Source organism: Klebsiella sp. 54 (assembly GCF_018223875.1).
Lineage (GTDB): Bacteria > Pseudomonadota > Gammaproteobacteria > Enterobacterales > Enterobacteriaceae > Klebsiella > Klebsiella quasipneumoniae.
Genome location: NZ_JAGRRA010000004.1, coordinates 161,992 through 183,698, shown reverse-complemented (window position 1 = coordinate 183,698; position 21,707 = coordinate 161,992). Strand labels below are relative to the sequence as shown.

At 57.9% G+C, this 21,707-nt stretch carries 21 protein-coding genes; 3 read left to right on the top strand and 18 right to left on the bottom strand.

Translation table 11 applies throughout. The annotated features are described in order from the left end of the window. Window positions 1–24: 24 nt before the first annotated feature. The 11 genes from KHQ24_RS12345 to cysG form a co-directional block, all read right to left on the bottom strand. Window positions 25–651, bottom strand: coding sequence for a protein-L-isoaspartate(D-aspartate) O-methyltransferase (locus KHQ24_RS12345; RefSeq protein WP_004205602.1), 627 nt, complete (start codon window positions 649–651; stop codon window positions 25–27). Further along, window positions 645–1,406 (bottom strand): 5'/3'-nucleotidase SurE, encoded by a 762-nt coding sequence (gene surE / locus KHQ24_RS12340; RefSeq protein ID WP_004205600.1) that lies wholly within the window; start codon window positions 1,404–1,406, stop codon window positions 645–647. Before surE ends, KHQ24_RS12345 begins: the two co-directional genes overlap by 7 nt. Next, window positions 1,387–2,436, bottom strand: coding sequence for a tRNA pseudouridine(13) synthase TruD (truD, locus tag KHQ24_RS12335; protein WP_004205599.1), 1,050 nt, complete (start codon window positions 2,434–2,436; stop codon window positions 1,387–1,389). Before truD ends, surE begins: the two co-directional genes overlap by 20 nt. Next, on the bottom strand, window positions 2,433–2,912 hold the full coding sequence (gene ispF, locus KHQ24_RS12330; RefSeq protein ID WP_004181093.1) for a 2-C-methyl-D-erythritol 2,4-cyclodiphosphate synthase: 480 nt from the start codon (window positions 2,910–2,912) through the stop codon (window positions 2,433–2,435). Before ispF ends, truD begins: the two co-directional genes overlap by 4 nt. Next, on the bottom strand, window positions 2,912–3,622 hold the full coding sequence (gene ispD / locus KHQ24_RS12325) for a 2-C-methyl-D-erythritol 4-phosphate cytidylyltransferase (protein ID WP_017899180.1): 711 nt from the start codon (window positions 3,620–3,622) through the stop codon (window positions 2,912–2,914). Before ispD ends, ispF begins: the two co-directional genes overlap by 1 nt. A gap of 19 nt (window positions 3,623–3,641) precedes the next feature. Then, window positions 3,642–3,959 carry a cell division protein FtsB gene (ftsB, locus tag KHQ24_RS12320; protein ID WP_002915156.1) on the bottom strand — a complete coding sequence of 106 codons (318 nt, stop codon included), beginning with the start codon at window positions 3,957–3,959 and terminating at the stop codon, window positions 3,642–3,644. A 140-nt stretch (window positions 3,960–4,099) separates the two neighbouring features. Next, complete coding sequence (locus KHQ24_RS12315; RefSeq protein WP_004205590.1) at window positions 4,100–4,426, bottom strand: DUF3561 family protein; 327 nt, start codon at window positions 4,424–4,426, stop codon at window positions 4,100–4,102. Window positions 4,427–4,476: 50 nt separating this feature from the next. Continuing rightward, entirely contained in the window at window positions 4,477–5,082 is a 606-nt protein-coding gene (gene cysC / locus KHQ24_RS12310; RefSeq protein WP_002915158.1) for an adenylyl-sulfate kinase, read from the bottom strand. Beyond that, entirely contained in the window at window positions 5,082–6,509 is a 1,428-nt protein-coding gene (gene cysN / locus KHQ24_RS12305; RefSeq protein ID WP_017899181.1) for a sulfate adenylyltransferase subunit CysN, read from the bottom strand. The genes cysC and cysN overlap by 1 nt, the downstream gene beginning before the upstream one ends. Window positions 6,510–6,518: 9 nt before the next feature. Further along, window positions 6,519–7,427 (bottom strand): sulfate adenylyltransferase subunit CysD, encoded by a 909-nt coding sequence (gene cysD, locus KHQ24_RS12300; RefSeq protein WP_002915160.1) that lies wholly within the window; start codon window positions 7,425–7,427, stop codon window positions 6,519–6,521. 9 nt (window positions 7,428–7,436) lie between these two features. Next, window positions 7,437–8,843: a siroheme synthase CysG gene (gene cysG / locus KHQ24_RS12295; protein ID WP_200983631.1), complete on the bottom strand. Its 1,407-nt coding sequence runs from the start codon at window positions 8,841–8,843 to the stop codon at window positions 7,437–7,439. 246 nt (window positions 8,844–9,089) lie between these two features. On the opposite strand from cysG, the gene KHQ24_RS12290 reads away from it, so the two are divergent. Continuing rightward, window positions 9,090–10,136: an aminopeptidase gene (locus KHQ24_RS12290; RefSeq protein ID WP_017899183.1), complete on the top strand. Its 1,047-nt coding sequence runs from the start codon at window positions 9,090–9,092 to the stop codon at window positions 10,134–10,136. 56 nt (window positions 10,137–10,192) lie between these two features. Here the strand turns inward: KHQ24_RS12290 and cysH are convergent, their stop codons facing one another. From cysH to cysJ, 3 genes are all read right to left on the bottom strand, one after another. Next, the gene (gene cysH / locus KHQ24_RS12285; protein ID WP_004205586.1) at window positions 10,193–10,927 is read right to left on the bottom strand and encodes a phosphoadenosine phosphosulfate reductase; all 735 of its coding nucleotides are present in this window, start codon (window positions 10,925–10,927) and stop codon (window positions 10,193–10,195) included. Window positions 10,928–11,025: 98 nt separating this feature from the next. After that, entirely contained in the window at window positions 11,026–12,738 is a 1,713-nt protein-coding gene (cysI, locus tag KHQ24_RS12280) for an assimilatory sulfite reductase (NADPH) hemoprotein subunit (RefSeq protein WP_048325532.1), read from the bottom strand. Beyond that, a complete protein-coding gene (gene cysJ / locus KHQ24_RS12275; RefSeq protein ID WP_004205584.1) occupies window positions 12,738–14,537 on the bottom strand; it encodes an NADPH-dependent assimilatory sulfite reductase flavoprotein subunit in 1,800 nt (599 codons plus the stop codon). The genes cysI and cysJ overlap by 1 nt, the downstream gene beginning before the upstream one ends. Window positions 14,538–14,853: 316 nt before the next feature. Between cysJ and queD the strand changes: the two genes are divergently transcribed. After that, entirely contained in the window at window positions 14,854–15,219 is a 366-nt protein-coding gene (gene queD / locus KHQ24_RS12270; protein WP_004174641.1) for a 6-carboxytetrahydropterin synthase QueD, read from the top strand. A 40-nt stretch (window positions 15,220–15,259) separates the two neighbouring features. Here queD and queE read toward each other — a convergent pair whose 3' ends face one another. After that, window positions 15,260–15,931: a 7-carboxy-7-deazaguanine synthase QueE gene (gene queE, locus KHQ24_RS12265; RefSeq protein ID WP_004205582.1), complete on the bottom strand. Its 672-nt coding sequence runs from the start codon at window positions 15,929–15,931 to the stop codon at window positions 15,260–15,262. 476 nt (window positions 15,932–16,407) lie between these two features. On the opposite strand from queE, the gene KHQ24_RS12260 reads away from it, so the two are divergent. Next, window positions 16,408–17,517, top strand: coding sequence for an SDR family oxidoreductase (locus tag KHQ24_RS12260; protein ID WP_004205581.1), 1,110 nt, complete (start codon window positions 16,408–16,410; stop codon window positions 17,515–17,517). 63 nt (window positions 17,518–17,580) lie between these two features. Here the strand turns inward: KHQ24_RS12260 and eno are convergent, their stop codons facing one another. From eno to mazG, 3 genes are all read right to left on the bottom strand, one after another. Next, window positions 17,581–18,879, bottom strand: coding sequence for a phosphopyruvate hydratase (eno, locus tag KHQ24_RS12255; RefSeq protein WP_002915213.1), 1,299 nt, complete (start codon window positions 18,877–18,879; stop codon window positions 17,581–17,583). Between the two features lie 81 nt (window positions 18,880–18,960). Further along, on the bottom strand, window positions 18,961–20,598 hold the full coding sequence (gene pyrG / locus KHQ24_RS12250) for a glutamine hydrolyzing CTP synthase (protein ID WP_004205579.1): 1,638 nt from the start codon (window positions 20,596–20,598) through the stop codon (window positions 18,961–18,963). 280 nt (window positions 20,599–20,878) lie between these two features. After that, entirely contained in the window at window positions 20,879–21,670 is a 792-nt protein-coding gene (mazG, locus tag KHQ24_RS12245) for a nucleoside triphosphate pyrophosphohydrolase (protein ID WP_004205577.1), read from the bottom strand. Window positions 21,671–21,707 lie beyond the last annotated feature (37 nt).

Genomic DNA, 21,707 nt, shown 5'->3' with positions numbered 1-21,707 from the left:
AAAAAACCTGGAATAATCCGGGTCTCAGGCCAGCTCCCCTTTCACCAGGGGAACAAAGCGAACGGCCTCGACGGTATCAATGATAAATTCGTTGCCCCGGCGACGGATCCGTTTGAGAAACTGATGCTCCTCGCCAACCGGCAGTACCAGCACGCCGTCGTCATCCAGCTGCGCCAGCAGCGCGGTAGGTATTTCCGGCGGCGCCGCCGTCACAATAATGGCATCAAACGGCGCCCGCGCCTGCCAACCTTGCCACCCATCGCCATGACGGGTTGAAACATTATGTAAATCAAGTTGTTTCAGGCGACGACGCGCCTGCCACTGTAAACTCTTAATTCGCTCTACCGAGCAAACGTGATGCACCAGATGCGCCAGGATGGCCGTCTGGTAACCGGAACCGGTGCCGATCTCCAGCACCCGCGACTCCGGCGTCAACGTCAGCAGCTCGGTCATCCGCGCCACCATGTACGGCTGGGAGATGGTTTGCCCCTGGCCAATCGGCAGCGCGGTGTTTTCCCACGCTTTATGTTCAAAGGCTTCATCAACAAACTTTTCGCGCGGGACGCGCGCGATCGCCTCGAGGACACGTTCATCGACGATGCCCTGCGTGCGCAGTTGATTCAACAAACTTTCAACACGTTTACTTACCATTGCCTGTCAACCCCGACACGTTCCAGCCAATCGGTGACCACCTCATGCGCCTGATGGGCGGTTAAATCGACGTGCAATGGCGTAACGGAAACATAGCCTTCATCCACTGCCGCAAAATCGGTGCCCGGCCCGGCGTCGCGCTTATCGCCCGGGGGGCCTATCCAGTACAGGGTATTGCCGCGCGGATCCTTTTGCGGAATCACCTGGTCGGCAGGATGGCGGTTGCCGCAGCGGGTCACGCGGATGCCTTTGATCTGGTCAAGGGGCAGGTCCGGGACATTGACGTTGAGGATCCGCCCGGTGCGCAGCGGTTCACGGCTGAGTCCGCGCAGGAGAGTACAGGTCACCGCCGCGGCGGTGTCGTAGTGTTGATAGCCATTGAGCGACACGGCCAGCGCGGGGAACCCCAGATGGCGGCCTTCCATCGCCGCCGCCACGGTGCCGGAGTAAATGACGTCATCGCCCAGGTTGGGTCCGGCGTTGATGCCGGAAACGACGATGTCCGGGCGCGGGCGCATCAGCGCGTTCACGCCAAGGTAGACGCAGTCCGTCGGCGTCCCCATCTGGACGGCGATATCGCCATTTTCATAGGTAAAGGTGCGCAATGACGATTCCAGCGTCAGCGAATTCGAAGCCCCGCTGCGGTTACGATCGGGTGCAACCACCTGGACCTCGGCAAACTCCCTTAAGGCCTTCGCCAGGGTCTGTATCCCCGGCGCATGGATCCCGTCATCGTTACTCAGCAATATTCGCATAGTCACCCGTTGTATTGATAAGCTCCCTGACCACGCTGGTGGCGAAGCTGCCCGCCGGCAGCCAGAAACGCAGTTCAACGGTTACATCATCCCACCAGTTCCAGCTCAACTGCTGCGGATAGAGGAGCATCGCCCGGCGCGCCGCCTCGACTTTCTCCCGCACCAACAGTGTCTGCAGCGAGGTTTCCTCGGCGATGGCGGCCTGCTCGGCGGCCAGGGCGTCGCGCTGGCTTCCCCAGTCGCCGCTGCCCGGTAGCGCAGCCGTGATCATCAGTTCGCGGTTGTGCACCCGCGCCTGCGAAACCTCGAGTTCTTCCGGTGTGACGACAAACCAGCTCCCACGCCCCGCTAATTGTAGCGCATCGCCATCAACAACCTGATTAAATTCCGTTTTTTTTAATCTAATACTGACTTGCTGATTAAACAACGCGCTGCGGGCCGCCGACAACCAAAAACTGCGCTTATTGCGATCGCGCACCGGCGCACCGCTCTCCGCCCAGCGCAGCGCGCCCTGCAGGTTACTGCCGCCAATGCCGAAGCGCTGAGCGCCGAAATAGTTCGGCACGCCCCGTTCAGCGATGGCCTGCAGACGCGTCTCCACTTCCTGGCGATCGCTAATCTCGCGCAGGATCAGGGTAAACTGGTTGCCCTTCAGCGCGCCTAATCGCAGCTTACGCTTATGGCGGGCATATTCCAGTACCTGGCAGCCCTCAAGCTGAAATTTGCTCAGATCCGGCATCTCTTTGCCAGGCACCCGAGCGCACAGCCACTGCTCGGTGACGGCGTGCTTATCTTTTTGCCCGGCGAAGCTCACTTCACGGGCATGGATTTTGAGGAATTTCGCCAGCGCGTCGGCGACAAAGCGCGTATTGCAGCCGTTTTTAAGGATCCGCACCAGCACGTGCTCGCCTTCGCCGTCCGGGGCAAAGCCCAGGTCTTCCACTACCAGAAAATCTTCCGGATTGGCTTTCAGCAGCCCGCTGCTCTGCGGCTTGCCGTGCAGCCAGGTCAGTTGGTCAAAGGCGATCATTTGTCGGCCTTACGCAGCAGCGCGACCGCTTCGCAGGCGATCCCTTCCCCGCGGCCGGTGAAGCCCAGCTTCTCGGTGGTGGTCGCTTTCACGTTGACGTCGTCCATATGGCAGCCGAGATCTTCAGCGATAAAGACACGCATTTGCGGGATATGCGGCAGCATTTTCGGTGCCTGGGCGATAATGGTGACGTCGACGTTGCCGAGCGTATAGCCTTTGGCCTGAATGCGGCGCCACGCTTCGCGCAGCAGTTCGCGGCTGTCGGCGCCTTTAAACGCCGGATCGGTATCCGGGAACAGCTTGCCAATATCGCCGAGCGCCGCGGCGCCCAGCAGCGCGTCGGTCAGCGCATGCAGCGCGACGTCGCCGTCGGAATGGGCCAGCAGCCCTTTTTCATAAGGAATGCGTACCCCGCCAATGATGATTGGGCCTTCACCGCCAAAAGCGTGTACGTCAAAACCATGTCCAATTCGCATTAAGCTTTCTCCTGGTGTCGGGAACGGGTGAGGTAAAATTCCGCCAGCGCCAGATCTTCCGGGCGCGTCACTTTAATATTATCAGCGCGTCCGGCGACCAGCTGCGGATGGAAGCCGCAATACTCCAGCGCCGAGGCTTCATCGGTGATGGTGGCCCCCTCGTTCAGCGCCCGGGTGAGGCAATCCACCAGCAGCTCGCGAGGGAAAAATTGCGGGGTGAGCGCGTGCCACAGGTCATTACGATCGACGGTATGGGCGACGGCGGTTTTGCCCGGCTCGGCGCGCTTCATGGTGTCGCGCACCGGGGCCGCGAGGATCCCGCCGACGCGGCTGGTTTCACAGAGTGCCAGCAGGCGGCTGAGGTCATCCTGATGCAGGCAGGGGCGCGCGGCGTCATGCACCAGCACCCACTGCGCTTCCGGTAACGCCTGCAGGCCGGCGAGTACCGAATCGGCGCGCTCGGCGCCGCCATCCACGACGGTAATTTGCGGGTGCTGGGCCAGCGGCAGCTGGCTGAAGCGCCGATCGCCGGGGCTGACGGCAATCACCACGCGCTGGACGCGCGGATCCGCCAGCAGCGCGGCGACCGCGTGTTCGAGAATCGTTTTGTTACCGATTGAGAGATATTGTTTCGGGCATTCCGTTTGCATGCGGCGGCCGAAACCGGCTGCCGGCACCACGGCGCAAATGCCCGGAAAAGTGGCTGCCATGTCGTAATCCTGGGCCTGGTTATCGATTGTTCTGCTGTTGCCCCGATGCCTGGTTGCGTTTAGACGCATCCGGTACCAGACGATAGAAGGTTTCGCCCGGGCGGGTCATGCTGAGTTCATTGCGCGCACGCTCCTCGATCGCTTCCTGACCGCCGTTGAGGTCGTCAATTTCGGCAAACAGCTGATCGTTGCGCGCTTTTAATTTGGCGTTAGTCGCCTGCTGGGCGGTGACGTCGTCGTTAACCCGCGTGTAGTCATGCAGGCCGTTTTTACCGAACCACAGCGAATACTGTAGCCAGACCAGCAAAGCTAATAATAGCAGCGTTAGTTTACCCATCCTGCCCCCTGAAAAACGGCATCATCATCCCAAAACTCGCCCGGGTACGCTACCGGGGCGCGCGGACGATGCCGCGTAACGCGGGGACTGTACCATATTTTTGCCGCTGATACCCATGCTTGATTCATACCAGAAACGGGTTATCCCAACAGCCAGAGGAAGAGTAGCGCAAACATCAGCCCGACGGTCAGGATGGTCGCGCTGGCGCTATAGAGCAGTTTGCCATTGAGCAGAGAGTGCAGCGCAATACCGACCACCACCGCCACTGGCATCAACGCAAGGAAGAATGGCCAGGTGTAGAGGAGGAAGAAAAGTGTATTACTGCCATAGAGAAGGAAGGGAATACCCAGCGCCAGCAGCCATGAAATAAAGCCCACGGCAGCGCCCGACAAAGACCAGGTGGTCTCGTCGCCGGTCGCCGGAGGCGGTTCTGAACGAATAATACTGAGGTTCTGGGTATTGCGCATATCGAATCCTGTAGACCGGGCAACCGGCACCCCTCGATGCCGCTGCCGTTTCAGGATCTGATAATATCGCTCTGTTGCAGCAGGTCTAATAGTTGGTGCACCAAATTTGTTACCAATTGTTCACCATCCAGATGAATTTCCGCCTTTTCCGGTGCCTCATAGACCGAGTCTATGCCGGTGAAATTGCGTAATTCCCCTGCCCGCGCCTTCTTATACAATCCTTTCGGATCCCGCGCCTCGCAAATGGCCAGCGGGGTATCGACGAACACTTCGATAAAGCGTCCCTCCCCCAGGCGCTCGCGCACCATCTGCCGCTCCGCGCGGTGCGGAGATATAAATGCCGTCAATACAACCAGCCCGGCATCAACCATCAGCCTGGCCACTTCACCGACGCGGCGAATGTTCTCTTTGCGATCCTCATCGCTGAATCCCAGGTCGCTGCACAGGCCATGACGCACGTTATCGCCGTCCAGCAGATAGGTGCTGACGCCGCGCTCATGCAAGGCTTCCTCCAGCGCCCCGGCGACGGTGGATTTACCCGACCCCGAAAGGCCGGTAAACCACAGCACCACGCCGCGATGGCCGTGATGCTGTTCCCGCTGCTGCTGGGTCACAGGGTGGGCATGCCAGACGACGTTTTCGTCATGCTGGGCCATTATTTGCCTCCCAGCAGGTCGCGGGCGTCCCAGTGCGGGAAGTGTTTGCGGATCAGCTGGTTCAGTTCCAGCTCGAAAGCGCTGTACTGCGATGCTGACGTCGACGCCTGCAGGTGCGGCTCGTTGACCATCCCGGCGCCGACGGTGACGTTGGTCAGACGATCGATAAAGATAAGCCCGCCGGTCACCGGGTTTTGCTGATACGGATCCAGCACTAAAGGTTCGTCAAAGGTCAGCTCCACCAGCCCGATGCCGTTCAGCGGCAGAGACTCAACTTCACGCTGGGTCAGGTTGTTAATATCCACCTGGTAACGGATAGCGTCCACGCGGGCGCGGGTCTTCTTACCGGCGATTTTGATGTCGTAGCTCTGCCCCGGGGTCAACGCCTGCTCGGCCATCCATACTACGTCGATGCTGGCGCTTTGCACCGCCGGCAGCGTGGCTTGCGCGTCAACCAGCAGGTCGCCGCGGCTGATGTCGATTTCATCTTTCAGCACAATGGTAATGGCTTCCCCGGCGGCGGCTTCCTGCAGATCGCCGTCGAAGGTGACGATCCGCGCTACGCTCGATTCGACGCCCGACGGCAGCACCTTCAGGCGCTGGCCGACCTGCACGGTGCCGGAGGCGACCGTACCGGAGAAGCCGCGGAAATCGAGGTTCGGACGGTTAACATACTGCACCGGGAAGCGCAGCGGCTGGCTCTCTACTACCCGTTGGATCTCCACGGTTTCGAGGACTTCCAGCAGGGTCGGGCCGCTGTACCACGGCATGTTCGCGCTCTGACTGGCGACGTTATCGCCCTCCAGCGCCGACAGCGGTACAAAGCGGATATCGAGGTTGCCCGGCAGCTGCTCGGCAAAGGTCAGGTAAGCTTCACGGATCTCGTTGAAGAGCGCTTCGCTAAACTCGACGAGATCCATTTTGTTGACCGCCACCACCAGGTGTTTAATGCCCAGCAGGGTGGAGATAAAGCTGTGACGGCGGGTCTGATCCAGCACGCCTTTGCGCGCGTCGATCAGCAGGATCGCCAGATCGCAGGTGGACGCGCCGGTGGCCATATTGCGGGTGTACTGCTCGTGCCCCGGGGTGTCAGCGATGATAAATTTGCGCTTCTCGGTGGAGAAATAGCGATAGGCCACGTCGATGGTGATGCCCTGCTCGCGCTCGGCCTGCAGGCCATCCACCAGCAGCGCCAGGTCCAGTTTTTCGCCCTGGGTGCCGTGGCGCTTGCTGTCGTTATGCAGCGAAGAGAGCTGATCTTCATAGATCTGGCGGGTATCGTGCAGCAGACGGCCAATCAGGGTGCTTTTACCGTCATCGACGCTGCCGCAGGTCAGAAAACGCAGCAGGCTCTTGTGCTGTTGCGCGTGCAGATAAGCTTCTACGCCGCCTTCATTAGCAATTTGTTGGGCAATGGTCGTGTTCATGGCGGCTCCTTAGAAATACCCCTGACGTTTCTTCAGCTCCATCGAGCCGGCCTGGTCGCGGTCAATGACGCGCCCCTGACGTTCGCTGGTGGTGGATACCAGCATCTCTTCAATAATTTCCGGCAGCGTTTGCGCTTCAGACTCCACTGCGCCGGTCAGCGGCCAGCAGCCGAGGGTACGGAAACGCACCATCCGCTTTTCAATCACTTCGCCCGGCTGCAGATCGATACGGTCGTCATCGATCATCATCAGCATGCCGTCGCGCTCCAGCACCGGGCGCTCAGCGGCCAGATACAGCGGCACGATTTCGATGTTTTCCAGATAGATGTACTGCCAGATATCCAGCTCGGTCCAGTTGGAGAGCGGGAAGACGCGGATGCTTTCGCCTTTGTTAATCTGGCCGTTGTAGTTGTGCCACAGCTCCGGACGCTGGTTTTTCGGGTCCCAGCGGTGGAAGCGGTCGCGGAAGGAGTAGATGCGCTCTTTGGCGCGGGATTTCTCCTCATCACGGCGCGCGCCGCCGAATGCGGCGTCAAAGCCGTATTTGTTCAGCGCCTGCTTCAGCCCTTCGGTTTTCATGATATCGGTATGCTTGGCGCTGCCGTGGACGAACGGGTTAATGCCCATCGCCACCCCTTCCGGGTTTTTATGCACCAGCAGCTCGCAGCCATAGGCTTTGGCGGTACGGTCGCGGAACTCATACATCTCACGGAATTTCCAGCCGGTATCGACGTGCAGCAGCGGGAACGGCAGGGTTCCCGGATAAAACGCTTTGCGCGCCAGATGCAGCATTACGCTGGAATCTTTCCCGATGGAGTACATCATCACCGGGTTAGAAAATTCGGCGGCCACCTCACGAATAATATGGATGCTTTCCGCCTCCAGTTGCCGCAGGTGAGTGAGTCGTTTTTGGTCCATAACCGTTCCTTAAGCCAGATTGACCACCGAAGAGTTAAACCCCTCGGCGGATGATGTATGTTGAAACCAGGCGAGCTGCTGATGCAGCTGCACCACTTCGCCGACCACCAGCAGGGCGGGCATCGGGGCGTCTTTCGCCAGGTGTTCGAGTTGTTGCAATGTGCCGGTTATCGTCTGCTGATCGTCGCGGGTACCGCGGGATATCACCGCTACCGGCGTATTGCTGTCGCGACCGTGGGCAATCAGCTGGGCGCTGATTTCCGCCGCCTTCAGGGTGCCCATGTAAATCGCCAGCGTCTGTTGGCTCTTCGCCAACAGCGCCCAGTCGAAGGGGGCGCTGTCCGGCTTATAGTGCCCGGTGACAAAGACGGCGCTTTGCGCATAATCGCGATGGGTCAGCGGAATACCGGCGTAGGCCGTCGCGCCGGCGGCGGCAGTGACGCCTGGCACCACCTGGAACGGGATGCCCGCAGCGGCGGCGGCCTGCAGCTCTTCAGCGCCGCGGCCAAAAATAAACGGATCGCCGCCTTTCAGGCGCACGACGGTTTTCCCCGCCTTCGCCGCCTCCACCAGCAGCTGATTGGTTTCATGCTGCGGCACCGAGTGCTCGCCGGCGCGTTTGCCGACGCAAACCAGCTCGGCATCGCGGCGCACCAGCTCGAGAACCGGCTGGGTCACCAGATGATCGTGGAAAACCACGTCCGCCTGCTGGATCGCCTGCAAGCCACGCAGGGTCAGCAGCCCGGCATCGCCCGGTCCAGCCCCTACCAGAATAATTTCACCCGTTTCGCGTTCGGGCTTATCCAGCTCATCCTGCAGCGCCTTTTCCGCCTCCGCAGCGTTGCCCGCCACCATCAGGCTGGCGAAGCGACCGGTAAAGACCCGCTCCCAAAAGCGGCGACGCGCTTCGGTGGTCGTCAGACGGGTTTTCAGATGGTTGCGCCAGTAGCTCGCCGATTCCGCCAGACGCCCGAGGTTCGTCGGCAGCAGCGCTTCGATTTTTTCGCGCAGAATGCGCGACAGCACCGGCGCTTTCCCGCTGGAGGAGATCGCCACCAGCAGCGGCGAACGGTCGACGATAGAAGGGAAAACAAACGAGCACAGCGCCTGGTTATCCACTACGTTGACCAGTCGGTAGCGCGCGTTAGCCGCCGCAAACACCCGCTGGTTAAGCGCCTCGTCCTCCGTGGCGGCAATCACCAGAAAGACATCGTCCACCAGAGCGTCGCTAAATTCCGTCGCCCGCCAGCTAAGCGCCTGGCGCGCCGCCAGATCGGCCAGCGCCGGAGACAACGTCCCGGCGACCACCTGCACCTGCGCCTGGGCTCGCAGCAGGAACTTGATCTTGCGTTCGGCAATCTCACCGCCGCCGATCACCAGTACGGGCCTTTGTTTCAGTTCGGCAAAAAGGGGCAAGTAATCCACGGGGTAACAACTCTCTTACAATCAGCGATACTGCGACTATAGGGTGCCCCTTAGAGCAAATGAAATTACGAAATGGAATGAGTTGTGACGCAAAGGAATAACGCGATGGAAATCCAAATATCAAAAAGTGCTTAACACGCTATTTTTCCGCTATTTAAGAGCAATTGAAATTGTTTAACCGCGGTCACAGTTTCATACTGTACGCGTCAAATTGTCTCGTTCGTGTAAGGACCCCTTATGTTTTCCGCGTTGTGCCGCCGTCTGCTTCCGCTGGCGCTCGGCACCGGTTTTGTTTTCGCCGCCGCCCCCGCCTTCTGCGCGCTGGGCGACACCGCCAGTAGTCAGGCTCGCCATATCGCCACCGTCTTCCCGGGACGCATGACCGGAACGCCCCCGGAAATGCTCTCAGCTGACTATCTGCGCCAGCAGTTCGCCCGGATGGGCTATCAGAGCGACGTGCGGAGCTTCAATACCCGCTACATCTATACCGACAGCAACCAGCGTAAAAACTGGCATAACGCCACCGGCAGTACGGTGATCGCCGCCCATGAAGGCCAGTCTCGCCAGCAAATCATCATCATGGCCCACCTTGATACCTACGCGCCGCAGAGCGATAAAGACGTCGAAAACAACCTCGGCGGCCTGACGCTGCAGGGAATTGACGACAACGCGATGGGGCTCGGGGTGATGCTGGAGCTGGCGGAGCATTTAAAGAACGTCCCCACCCGCTATGGCATTCGCTTTATCGCCACCAGCGGCGAAGAGGAAGGTCGTCTCGGCGCGCAAAACCTGCTGCAGCGGATGAGCGAGGCGGAAAAGAAAAATACCCTGCTGGTGATCAATCTCGATAACCTGGTGGTGGGCGATAAGCTTTACTTCAACAGCGGCCGTCGCACGCCGGCCTCGGTACGCAAGCTGACCCGCGATCGCGCGTTGGCTATCGCCCGCAGCAAAGGCATTGCCGCCTACACCAATCCGGGACTCAATCCGGCTTACCCGAAAGGCACCAGCTGCTGTAATGACGCCAGCGTCTTCGACAACGCGGGGATCCCGGTGCTGTCGGTGGAAGCGACCAACTGGTCATTAGGCAAGAAAGATGGCTATCAGCAGCGGAGCAAATCGCGCAGCTTCCCGCAGGGCATCAGCTGGCATGACGTGCAGCTGGATAATCAGCAGTATATCGACCACGCGCTGCCGGGACGGATCGAGCATCGCGGGCGCGATGTCGTGAAAGTGATGCTGCCGCTGGTGAAAGAGCTGGCGAAGGTGGAGAAGAAAAGCTGACGGCTGCAAATGAACACGCGGCATCACCCGCGTGTTCTCTCCCTCAGGAGGCGCTATTAACCCTCGTGCAATCCGCACTCGCGTTTAAGCCCGAAGAACCGGGTCTCTTCTTCTGCCATGCCCGGCTCCCATTTGCGGGTGGTGTGGGTATCGCCTACCGACAGATAGCCCTGATCCCACAGCGGATGGTATTTCAGCCCGTGCTTTTGCAGGTACTGATACACCGTCCGGTTATCCCAGTCGATAATCGGCAACACCTTGAACACCCCGCGCTGGACCGCCAGCACCGGAAGCGTAGCCCGGCTGCCCGACTGCTCGCGGCGCAGACCGGCAAACCACGTCTGCGCGTTGAGCTCTTTCAGCGCCCGGTTCATCGGTTCAACCTTGTTGATCTCATTGTATTTCTCAATGCCCTCAACGCCCTGCTCCCACAGCTTGCCGTAGCGCGCCTCCTGCCAGGCCGCGCTTTCAGCCGCGCGGTAGACCTTCAGGTTCAGCTTGAGTTTATCCGTCAGCTCATCAATAAACTGGTAGGTTTCCGGGAACAGGTAACCGGTATCGGTAAGGATCACCGGAATGTCCGGGCGGATCTGGTTCACCAGGTGCAAACTCACCGCCGCCTGAATACCAAAGCTTGACGACAGCACATAGTCTCCCGGCAGGTTTTCCAGCGCCCAGGCCACACGCCCTTCGGCGTCGAGCTTTTCCAGCTGGGCGTTGGTTTCCGCGAGTGCCAGAATGCGTTCCACTTTCGGCAATGCATTAAGCGCGTTTAGATCGAGTACGGACATAAGAACCTCGTTTGCCTGTTTTGCCGGGCGGCACTGCGATTGCCCGGCCTACGGGTTTTACAGGCCCGGATCGCTACGCGCCACCGGGCACCAGGATGTTACTCCCAGAAATCGCGGGCTGGATCGAGCACCGGGCGAATGATGCCCGCACGCACCGTAAAGTCGCCGAAGCCTTCACCCGCTTCGCGCTCTTTCGCCCAGCGCCCTACCAGTTGGTCTAGCGAGTCGAGAATTTCCGACTCGGTAATGTTCTCCCGGTACATCCGCGGGATGCGGGTGCCGCTGCGGTTACCGCCGATGTGCAGGTTATAGCGGCCTGGCGCTTTCCCCACCAGCCCCACTTCCGCCAGCATCGCGCGGCCGCAGCCGTTCGGACAGCCGGTGACGCGGGTGACGATATGCTCATCGCTCACGCCATGCTTGCTCATCACCCCTTCCACCTTGTCGATAAACGACGGCAGGAAACGCTCGGCTTCCGCCATCGCCAGCGGGCAGGTCGGGAAGGAGACGCAGGCCATTGAGTTTTCGCGCTGCGGGGTGACGGCATTCATCAGGCCATGATCCCGCGCCAGCTTCTCGATCCGCGCCTTCTGATCTTCCGGTACGCTGGCGACGATCAGGTTCTGGTTGGCGGTGATGCGGAATTCACCTTGATGGATCTTAGCAATCTCCAGCAGACCGGTTTTCAGCGGGCGCCCCGGATAATCCAGAATGCGGCCGTTTTCAATAAACAGCGTCAGGTGCCATTTATCATCAATCCCCTTCACCCAGCCGATGCGGTCGCCGCGGCCGGTGAATTCGTACGGGCGGATCGGCTCAAACTTAATACCTGCCCGGCGCTCCACTTCCGCCTTGAAGGTTTCGACGCCAACGCGCTCAAGGGTGTACTTGGTTTTCGCATTCTTACGGTCGGTACGGTTACCCCAGTCGCGCTGGGTGGTCACGACCGCTTCCGCCACCGCCAGAGTATGCTCCAGCGGCAGATAACCGAATTCGCTCGCCGTGCGGGCGTAGGTTTTTTTGTTACCGTGTTCGATAGACAGACCGCCGCCCACCAACAGGTTAAAGCCCACCAGCTTGCCGTTTTCGGCGATCGCTACGAAGTTCATGTCGTTGGCGTGCAGATCGATATCGTTCTGCGGCGGGATCACCACCGTGGTTTTAAACTTACGCGGCAGATAGGTCTGACCGAGGATCGGTTCTTCGTCAGTGGTGGCGACCTTTTTCTGATCCAGCCAGATTTCGGCATAGGCGCGGGTGCGCGGCAGCAGATGCTCGGAGATCTTTTTCGCCCACTCGTAGGCCTCGGCGTGCAGCTGCGACTCGTACGGGTTGGAGGTGCACAGCACGTTACGGTTCATATCGTTGGCGGTGGCCAGCGCGTCCAGCCCCACCGAGTGCAGCATCTGATGCACCGGCTTGACGTTCTTTTTCAAAATGCCGTGGAACTGGAAAGTCTGCCGGTTGGTCAGGCGAATACTGCCGTAAATGGTGTTCTCGGAGGCAAACTTATCGATCGCCTTCCACTGGGTGGTGGTGATCACCCCGCCCGGCAGACGGCAGCGCAGGAGCATTGCATGGCGCGGCTCCAGCTTCTGAGCGGCGCGTTCCGCGCGGATATCGCGATCGTCCTGCTGGTACATACCGTGGAAACGGATCAGCAGGAAGTTATCGCCTTTAAAACCGCCGGTCAGACCGTCGTTTAAATCTTCCGCAATGGTGCCGCGCAGGTAGTTGCTCTCGAGCTTCATACGCTCGGCATCGGTCAGTTTACCTTCGACCACTAAAGGCCCCGGATGTTTTTCGCTCATTAGTAGACATCTCGCTGATAACGGCGCTCAACGCGCAGCTCACTTAAAAATTCGTCCGCCGCTTCGGCGTCCATCGCGCCGTATTCGGCAATCACTTCCAGTAAAGTCTGTTCCACGTCTTTCGCCATACGATTGGCGTCGCCGCAGACATAAATGTGGGCGCCATCATTGATCCAGCGCCACAGCTCGGCCCCCTGCTCACGCAGTTTGTCCTGCACATAGATTTTTTGTTGTTGATCGCGGGACCAGGCCAGATCGATACGGGTCAGCAGCCCCTCTTTTACATAGCTCTGCCACTCCACCTGATAGAGGAAATCTTCAGTGAAGTGCGGGTTGCCGAAGAACAGCCAGTTCTTACCTGGCGCCCCGTCCGCTGCGCGCTGCTGCATGAAGGCGCGGAACGGCGCAATACCGGTGCCCGGGCCAATCATGATCACCGGCGTCTCCGGGTTAGCCGGCAGACGGAAGTTGTCATTGTGCTCGATGAAGACGCGGACTTCGCCATCCTCTTCCACGCGGTCGGCGAGGAAGCTGGAGGCGCCGCCAGCCCGGGCGCGGCCTTCAATGTCATAGCGCACCACGCCCACGGTGACATGCACTTCGCTCTCCACTTCCGCCTGCGAGGAGGCAATGGAGTACAGACGCGGCGTCAGCGGGCGCAGCAGACCGATTAACGCCTCAGCGTCCAGCTGCGCGGGTGAGAAACGGACCATATCGACGATCGGCGTCGCGGCGGCATACTGCTGCAGCTGAGCTTTATCGCCCACCAGCGGCAGCAGCGATTCGCTGCGGGTCAGGGTGGCGTAGTTCTCAACGATAGCGGCGGTGTTGACCGTCAGCTCAAAATGCCACTGCAGGGCTTCCGCCAGCGGCAGGGTTTTGCCCTCGACGGTTACCGGCTCGTCGCCTTTCAGCCACAGCAGCTCCACCAGCTCTTTCACCAGCTGAGGATCGTTTTGATACCAGACGCCCAGCGCGTCGCCCGGCTGATAGCGCAGACCGGAATCACCGAGGTCAATTTCGATATGGCGTACATCTTTTTCTGAATCGCGGCCGGTGATTTTCTGGTTGACCGACAGGGTCGCCGTTAGCGGAGCCTCTTTGGTGTATGGGCTGGTATGAATGTCGTTCACTGCGCCGCTGGCGGCCAGCTGAGCGGGCGCGGCGACCGGCGCACGAGCCTTCAGCACCTCAACGACGCGCGCGCGCCATTCAGCGGCCGCAGCCTGATATTCAACGTCGGCGTCGACGCGATCGAGCAGGCGTTCCGCGCCAAGTTCGGCCAGCTTGCTGTCGAAATCTTTGCCGGACTGGCAGAAGAATTCATAAGAGGTATCGCCGAGGCCAAAGACGGCGAATGCGGTTCCGTCCAGCTTCGGCGCTTTTTTAGAGAACAGAAACTTATGCAATGCGACCGCTTCTTCCGGCGGCTCACCTTCCCCCTGGGTGGAGGTCACGACCACCAGCAGTTTTTCAGCAGCAATTTGTTTGAATTTATAATCACCTGCATTCACCAGCTTCACGTTCAGCTTCGCCGCCAGCAGATCGTCACGTAGCGCTTCGGCGACGCGGCGAGCGTTGCCGGTTTGCGAGGCGGAAATCAGCGTGATCGTCGGGACCTCGGCGGCCGGGGCGGGAGCGGCTGCCGCTGCGCCAGAGTGCTGATTCAGCACGCCCCAGAAATAGCCAGACACCCAGGCGAGCTGAGTGGGCGTGAAGTCAGTGGTGGCCGCCTGAAGGCGCGCCAGTTGCTCCGGGTTGAGCGGCAGCAAGTTGGAAGGTGGGGCCTGTGTCGTCATGCGTCGTTTGTTCCAGTAAGCAAAGCTGTTATTCGCACCCTGTCAGCGCGACAAAAACAGAAGAGAATAGAAGGTTAACGGCGGGCATAGTAACAATTAAAGAAGGGATGGAAATAATAAATAACCAAATGGACTAACCGGTTTTAGTTGTAGTTATTAACAACAAAATCGATTAAATAACCATCTGAAATATCGAAACTTTATGGACTTAACCCAGATAAATGTGTCGATTTTCTGTTCAGGGCCGTTTTAGTTAATGCGAAAAAATGTACTTTCCGGTACCCTACGGCGGTTTTTTTCGTCCTGTTGAGAGTCAATGATGTCCACCACGCTGTTTAAAGATTTCACCTTCGAAGCCGCCCACCACCTGCCGCACGTCCCGGAAGGACACAAATGCGGTCGCCTGCATGGCCACTCCTTTATGGTGCGTCTGGAGATAACCGGTGAAGTCGATCCCCATACCGGGTGGATCATGGATTTCGCCGAGCTGAAGGCCGCCTTCAAGCCGACCTACGATCGCCTGGACCACTATTATCTGAACGATATCCCCGGTCTGGAAAACCCTACCAGCGAAGTGCTGGCCAAATGGATCTGGGATGAGATGAAACCGCGGGTGCCGCTGCTGAGCGCCGTGATGGTGAAAGAGACCTGCACCGCCGGCTGCGTCTATCGCGGCGAGTAAGCGAAAAAAAGCCCGGTCAGTATGCTACCGGGCTTTTTTATCAGGCGATATTCAGATATTTGTGCGTCTGCATGGACAGGCGCCAGTTGCGGGCGATGCAGGTGTCGATACACAGGCGCGTCGCGTCTTCTTTCTGGCTGATCGGCTGCAGGGCGATGATCCGCGGTTTGTCATCGCTCAGCGTTTCCAGCAGTTCGTCCAGCGCTTCGATGTCGCGGACGCGCCCTACCGGATGCTTGATCTCATCCGCCCGCTGCAGGGCCTGAGACAGCACGTCATACCCGCCGCGCATGTTGACCTTCGGGGAAACTGTCACCCAGGTGTTGTGGCTGCAAAGCACTTCATGGGTGCCGCTGGTTTCAATCTGACAGCTAAAGCCGTTTTGTTCCAGAAGCGAGGTTAACGGCGTTAGGTCGTGAATGCAGGGCTCACCGCCGGTAATGACCACATGGCGGGCAGTCCACCCCTGACGACCGATAATCGCCAGCAGATCTTCACTGCTTGCCGGCCCCCACTTATCGCTCTCTTTGGTTTTCGCCAGGATGCTGAACAACGACACTTCCCGATCGGCCAGTTTGTCCCAGGTATGCTTGGTGTCACACCACGCGCATCCTACCGGGCATCCCTGCAGACGAATAAAAATGGCAGGCACGCCGGTGAAGTAACCCTCGCCTTGCAGGGTCTGGAACATCTCGTTAATCGGGTACTGCATAGTCATCTCTGTTTAGGGTGATAAACGCTTATTATCGCAGATTTCACTGTCCAGGTCTTGTCCTGCGCTGCGATCGTTTTTCCCTCACGGGGTCGCTTTCTCACCCCGGACGTTATTCATTGTTAATTAAAAGTATGCATCTGTTTTCGTTTATTTCATTAGTGTGGTAAGGATTTAAATAAACAGCGGAGCGTACTGCAGCGAAGAAAGATGTAACAGAAGATGTTTTTCGTGTTATATACCAGAACATAAAAAACGTCAGCGGAAAATAAAAACATGTTTAAATACATGCATGTACAAATTGATACATGAAAGAGTGAATTATTTACCTGGTCTGAGAGTCGAATCCAATCCGCCGCCGAAAATAAGCTTAAGCCCCTCTTAATAAAGTCCTGCTGCCCGCCATTTTTTATTTAATCGTCGTTTACTTTGGCCCTCCTAGAATCCCGCAGACCAACCATAATGAGATAGCGTTTATGACCACATTATTCATTACCGGCGTCACCGGTTTTCTGGGCGGCGCGGCGTTAGAGAAAATACTCCATCAGGATAGCCAATTAGATCTGCTGCTACTGGTGCGTGCCAACAGCCCCGAGGCAGGCCTGGAACGGGTCAAGGAAAACATGCGTAAGTTCAACATCGCCGAGGAGAAACTGGCGATGCTGCGACCGCAGCAGATCCTGCTGGGCGATCTCGCCTCTCCGGAGCATTTTCTTAACGATCCGCGGCTTGAGCAAGTCACCCATGTTCTCAACTGCGCCGCTGTCGCCTCGTTTGGCAGCAACCCGCTCATCTGGAAGGTTAACGTTACGGGTACGCTGCGTCTGGCGCAACGGATGGCGCAGGTGGCGGGTCTGCAGCGTTTTCTCCACGTCGGCACCGCAATGTCCTGCTCACCGGAGCCGGATTCGCTGGTCGCCGAGAGCGCGGAATTTCGGCAGCGCGCCGAGCATCTGGTGGAATATACCCACTCGAAATCGGCCATCGAGCAACTGATGCAGCAGCACTGCCCTACGCTACCGCTGGTCATTGCCCGCCCTTCTATTGTGGTGGGCCATACTCATCACGGCTGCCGGCCTTCCAGCAGTATCTTCTGGGTGTTCAGCATGGGGCTGATGCTGCAGAAATTTATGTGCGCGATGGAGGACCGAATCGATGTTATCCCGGTGGACTACTGCGCCGACGCCCTGCTGATGCTGCTTAACCAGCCGCTGGCCCACGGCGAGGTAGTGCATATCTCTGCCGGTGAGGAGAACAGCGTGAAGTTTGCCGACATCGACCGGGCGATGGCCCTGGCGCTGGAGCAGGCGCCGGTGGGAGATAAGTACGCCCAGGTGAGTTATGAAACGCTGGTCAAAATGCGTCGCGAACTGAAAGGAATTTTTGGGCCGTGCAATGAGCGACTGATGCTGAAAGCGATGCGCTTATATGGCGCGTTCGCCACGCTGAACGTGCGCTTTAGCAACGACAAGCTGCTGAGCATGGGGATGCCAAAACCGCCGCGCTTTACCGATTACATCGACCGCTGCGTGGAAACCACCCGCGGGCTGTCGATTCCTCAGCAAATGGCCGTCGACTTTAAATAATGGCCGCAGGTATAAAAAAAATGCCAGCCCGAAGGCTGGCATGGTTATTTCATCAGGACAGGATTAAGCCTGGCCTTTGATCTCTTTACGACCATTGAACGGCGCTTGCTCACCCAGCGCTTCTTCGATACGAATCAGCTGGTTGTATTTAGCAACGCGGTCAGAACGGCTCATAGAACCGGTTTTGATCTGGCCTGCAGCGGTACCCACAGCCAGGTCGGCGATGGTCGCGTCTTCAGTTTCGCCAGAACGGTGAGAGATGACAGCGGTGTAGCCAGCGTCTTTCGCCATCTTGATAGCAGCCAGAGTTTCGGTCAGAGAACCGATCTGGTTGAATTTGATCAGGATGGAGTTAGCGATGCCTTTTTCGATGCCTTCTTTCAGGATCTTGGTGTTGGTTACGAACAGGTCGTCACCAACCAGCTGGATTTTGTCGCCCAGTACTTTGGTCTGGTAAGCGAAACCTTCCCAGTCAGATTCGTCCAGGCCATCTTCGATGGAGACGATCGGGTACTGTTTGGTCAGCTCTTCCAGGAAGTGAGTGAACTCTTCAGAGGTGAACGCTTTGTTGCCTTCGCCGGCCAGAACGTATTTACCGTCTTTGTAGAATTCAGACGCTGCGCAGTCCATCGCCAGGGTGATGTCTTTGCCCAGCTCGTAGCCTGCTGCTTTAACCGCTTCAGCGATAACAGCCAGCGCTTCGGCGTTGGAACCCAGGTTCGGCGCGTAGCCGCCTTCGTCACCAACGGCAGTGTTCATGCCTTTGGACTTCAGCACTTTCGCCAGGTGATGGAACACTTCAGAACCCATGCGTACTGCTTCTTTCAGGGTCGGCGCGCCAACCGGCTGAATCATGAATTCCTGGATGTCGACGTTGTTGTCAGCGTGCTCACCGCCGTTGATGATGTTCATCATCGGAACCGGCATGGAGTATTTGCCCGGAGTGCCGTTCAGTTCAGCGATGTGCGCGTACAGCGGCAGGCCTTTGGAGGCAGCAGCTGCTTTGGCGTTCGCCAGAGAAACGGCCAGGATTGCGTTCGCACCGAAGTTAGATTTGTTTTCAGTACCGTCCAGGTCGATCATGATCTTGTCGATGCCAGCCTGATCTTTGGCATCTTTGCCCAGGATTGCCTGAGCGATCGGGCCGTTTACCGCAGCAACAGCTTTGGTTACGCCTTTACCCAGGAAACGGGATTTGTCGCCATCGCGCAGTTCCAGCGCTTCGCGGGAACCAGTAGAAGCACCTGACGGAGCAGCTGCCATACCGACGAAACCACCTTCCAGGTGTACTTCGGCTTCAACAGTCGGGTTACCACGGGAGTCGATGATTTCACGACCGATGACTTTAACGATTTTGGACATTAGGTTTTCCTCAGTACAAGTTAAACTAAAACTCCAGACAAACAATGCACCCGGATGGGTGCATTGCCGTTCTAACTCTTTTTACTTCGCCTGGCGTTTCTGGTACTCGCTGGCGGCTTTCACAAAGCCGGCAAACAGCGGGTGTCCATCACGCGGCGTCGAAGTAAACTCCGGGTGGAACTGGCAGGCCACAAACCACGGATGGTTCGGCACTTCGATGATCTCGACCAACTGATCATCCCCGGAACGGCCCGCAACGCGCAGACCGGCAGCTTCAATCGGTTTCAACAACATGTTGTTGACTTCGTAGCGGTGACGATGGCGCTCGGTGATGGTCGGCTCGCCGTACAGCTGGCGCACCAGAGAATCCTCATCCAGCTGGCACTGCTGCGCGCCCAGGCGCATGGTGCCGCCCAGATCGCTCTTCTCGGAGCGGACTTCAACGTTGCCATCTTCGTCACGCCATTCGGTAATCAGGGCCACAACCGGGTATTTACAGTCTGGCACAAATTCCGTCGAGTTGGCGTTTTCCATACCCGCTACATTGCGCGCGAATTCAATCAGCGCAACCTGCATACCCAGGCAAATGCCCAGATAAGGAATATTGTTCTCACGCGCATAGCGCGCGGTGGCGATCTTACCTTCCACACCGCGGTAGCCGAAGCCGCCCGGGATAAGGATAGCATCTAAATCCTTGAGGATTTCGACGCCGCGCGTTTCCACATCCTGCGAATCGATCAGCTTGATGTTGACGGTAACGCGGTTTTTCAGACCACCGTGTTTCAGCGCTTCAATCACCGACTTGTAGGCGTCCGGCAGTTCAATGTACTTACCGACCATGCCGATGGTGACTTCGCCTGCCGGATTGGCTTCTTCATAGATTACCTGTTCCCATTCGGCCAGGTTTGCTTCCGGACAAGTTAAGCTGAATCGTTTACAAATATAATCGTCCAGCCCCTGAGATTTCAACAGGCCTGGAATTTTATAAATGGAATCGACGTCTTTCAGAGAAATAACAGCCTTTTCCGGAACGTTACAGAACAAAGCAATTTTCGCCCGTTCGTTGGCCGGAACCGCGCGATCGGAGCGGCAAATCAGGATGTCAGGCTGAATACCGATGGAGAGCAGCTCTTTCACGGAGTGCTGAGTCGGTTTGGTTTTGACTTCACCGGCGGCGGCCATGTACGGCACTAAAGTCAGGTGCATAAACAGGGTATGCTCGCGGCCGATCTCTACCGCCATCTGACGAATAGCTTCGAGGAACGGCAGGGATTCGATATCGCCTACGGTACCGCCGATTTCCACCAGCACCACGTCATGGCCTTCGCCGCCAGCCAGTACGCGCTCTTTAATGGCGTTGGTGATGTGCGGAATAACCTGTACGGTTGCGCCCAGATAGTCGCCACGGCGCTCTTTACGCAGCACGTCGGAGTAGATTCGACCGGTGGTGAAGTTGTTACGACGAGTCATCTTGGTGCGGATGAAACGCTCGTAGTGGCCCAGGTCCAGATCGGTTTCTGCGCCGTCTTCAGTAACGAACACTTCCCCATGCTGGATTGGGCTCATGGTGCCCGGATCGACGTTGATATACGGATCCAGTTTCATGATGGTCACGTTGAGACCACGGGCTTCAAGAATGGCTGCCAGGGAGGCTGCGGCAATGCCTTTACCCAGAGAGGATACGACCCCGCCGGTCACAAAAATATAGTTCGTTGTCATGCTGAACCTGAGAAGTTAGGGTAAAACGATGGAATAACCAGGACGGGAAAGTAGTATACCCGAACATGCGTGACGCCACAAACTTTCATTCTTCCCCTCCCCTTCGTTCTTCAAGTTGCACCTGTGTTGCGACCCGAACAACTCGAAGAGGCAGGCTACATGGTGTTTCAACGACATAACGGAAAGAGAAAATAGACGCTTTTGGCGAAATGTTTTTGACGTAAATCAAGCGCTTGTTATTTATAAAATCACACAAATCGCGCTTGATCACGAAAACTCGTTAGAGATCAGTTTCCTGGCGTTTTACCTGTTGCCATACTTCTTCCATGGTATCGAGGTCGACGCCGGTCATTTCCAGGCCGCGGGCGGCGACAATGCGCTCGACTTCGCGAAAGCGCCGCTCGAATTTGCGGTTCGCTTTTTGCAGCGCCACCTCGGCTTTGACCCCTAAATGGCGGGATAAATTCACCGTGGCGAACAGCAGATCGCCCACTTCCTCTTCCAGTTTCGCTTCATCCACCACCGCCTGCTGCGCTTCATGCATCACTTCATCAATTTCTTCATGCACTTTGTCGAGCACCGGGCCCAGCGAGGTCCAGTCAAAACCGACCGCCGAGCAGCGACGCTGGATTTTATGCGCGCGCATCAACGCCGGCAGGCTATGCGGAATGTCGTCCAGCGCCGAGTGCTGGGCTTTTTCCGCCCGCTCCGCGCTTTTGATCTGCTCCCAGCGGGCCAGGACTTCGCTGCTGTTTCCCGCGGTGGCATCAGCGAAGATATGGGGATGGCGGCGCTCCAGCTTGTCGCTGATGGCGGCGCAGATATCGTCAAAGTTAAAACGTCCCTCTTCCTGCGCCATCTGCGCATAGAACACCACCTGGAACAGCAGATCGCCCAGCTCACCGCGCAGGTCGTCAAAATCCTCTCGCGAAATAGCGTCCAGCACTTCATAGGTTTCTTCGAGGGTATAGGGAGCGATGGTGGCAAAGGTCTGCTCTTTATCCCACGGGCAGCCGTTTTCCGGGTCGCGCAGGCGGCGCATGATGCCGAGCAAGCGGTCAATTTGAGTCATGTGACAATCCTGGAAATTCAAAAAAAAAGTCGGCCGG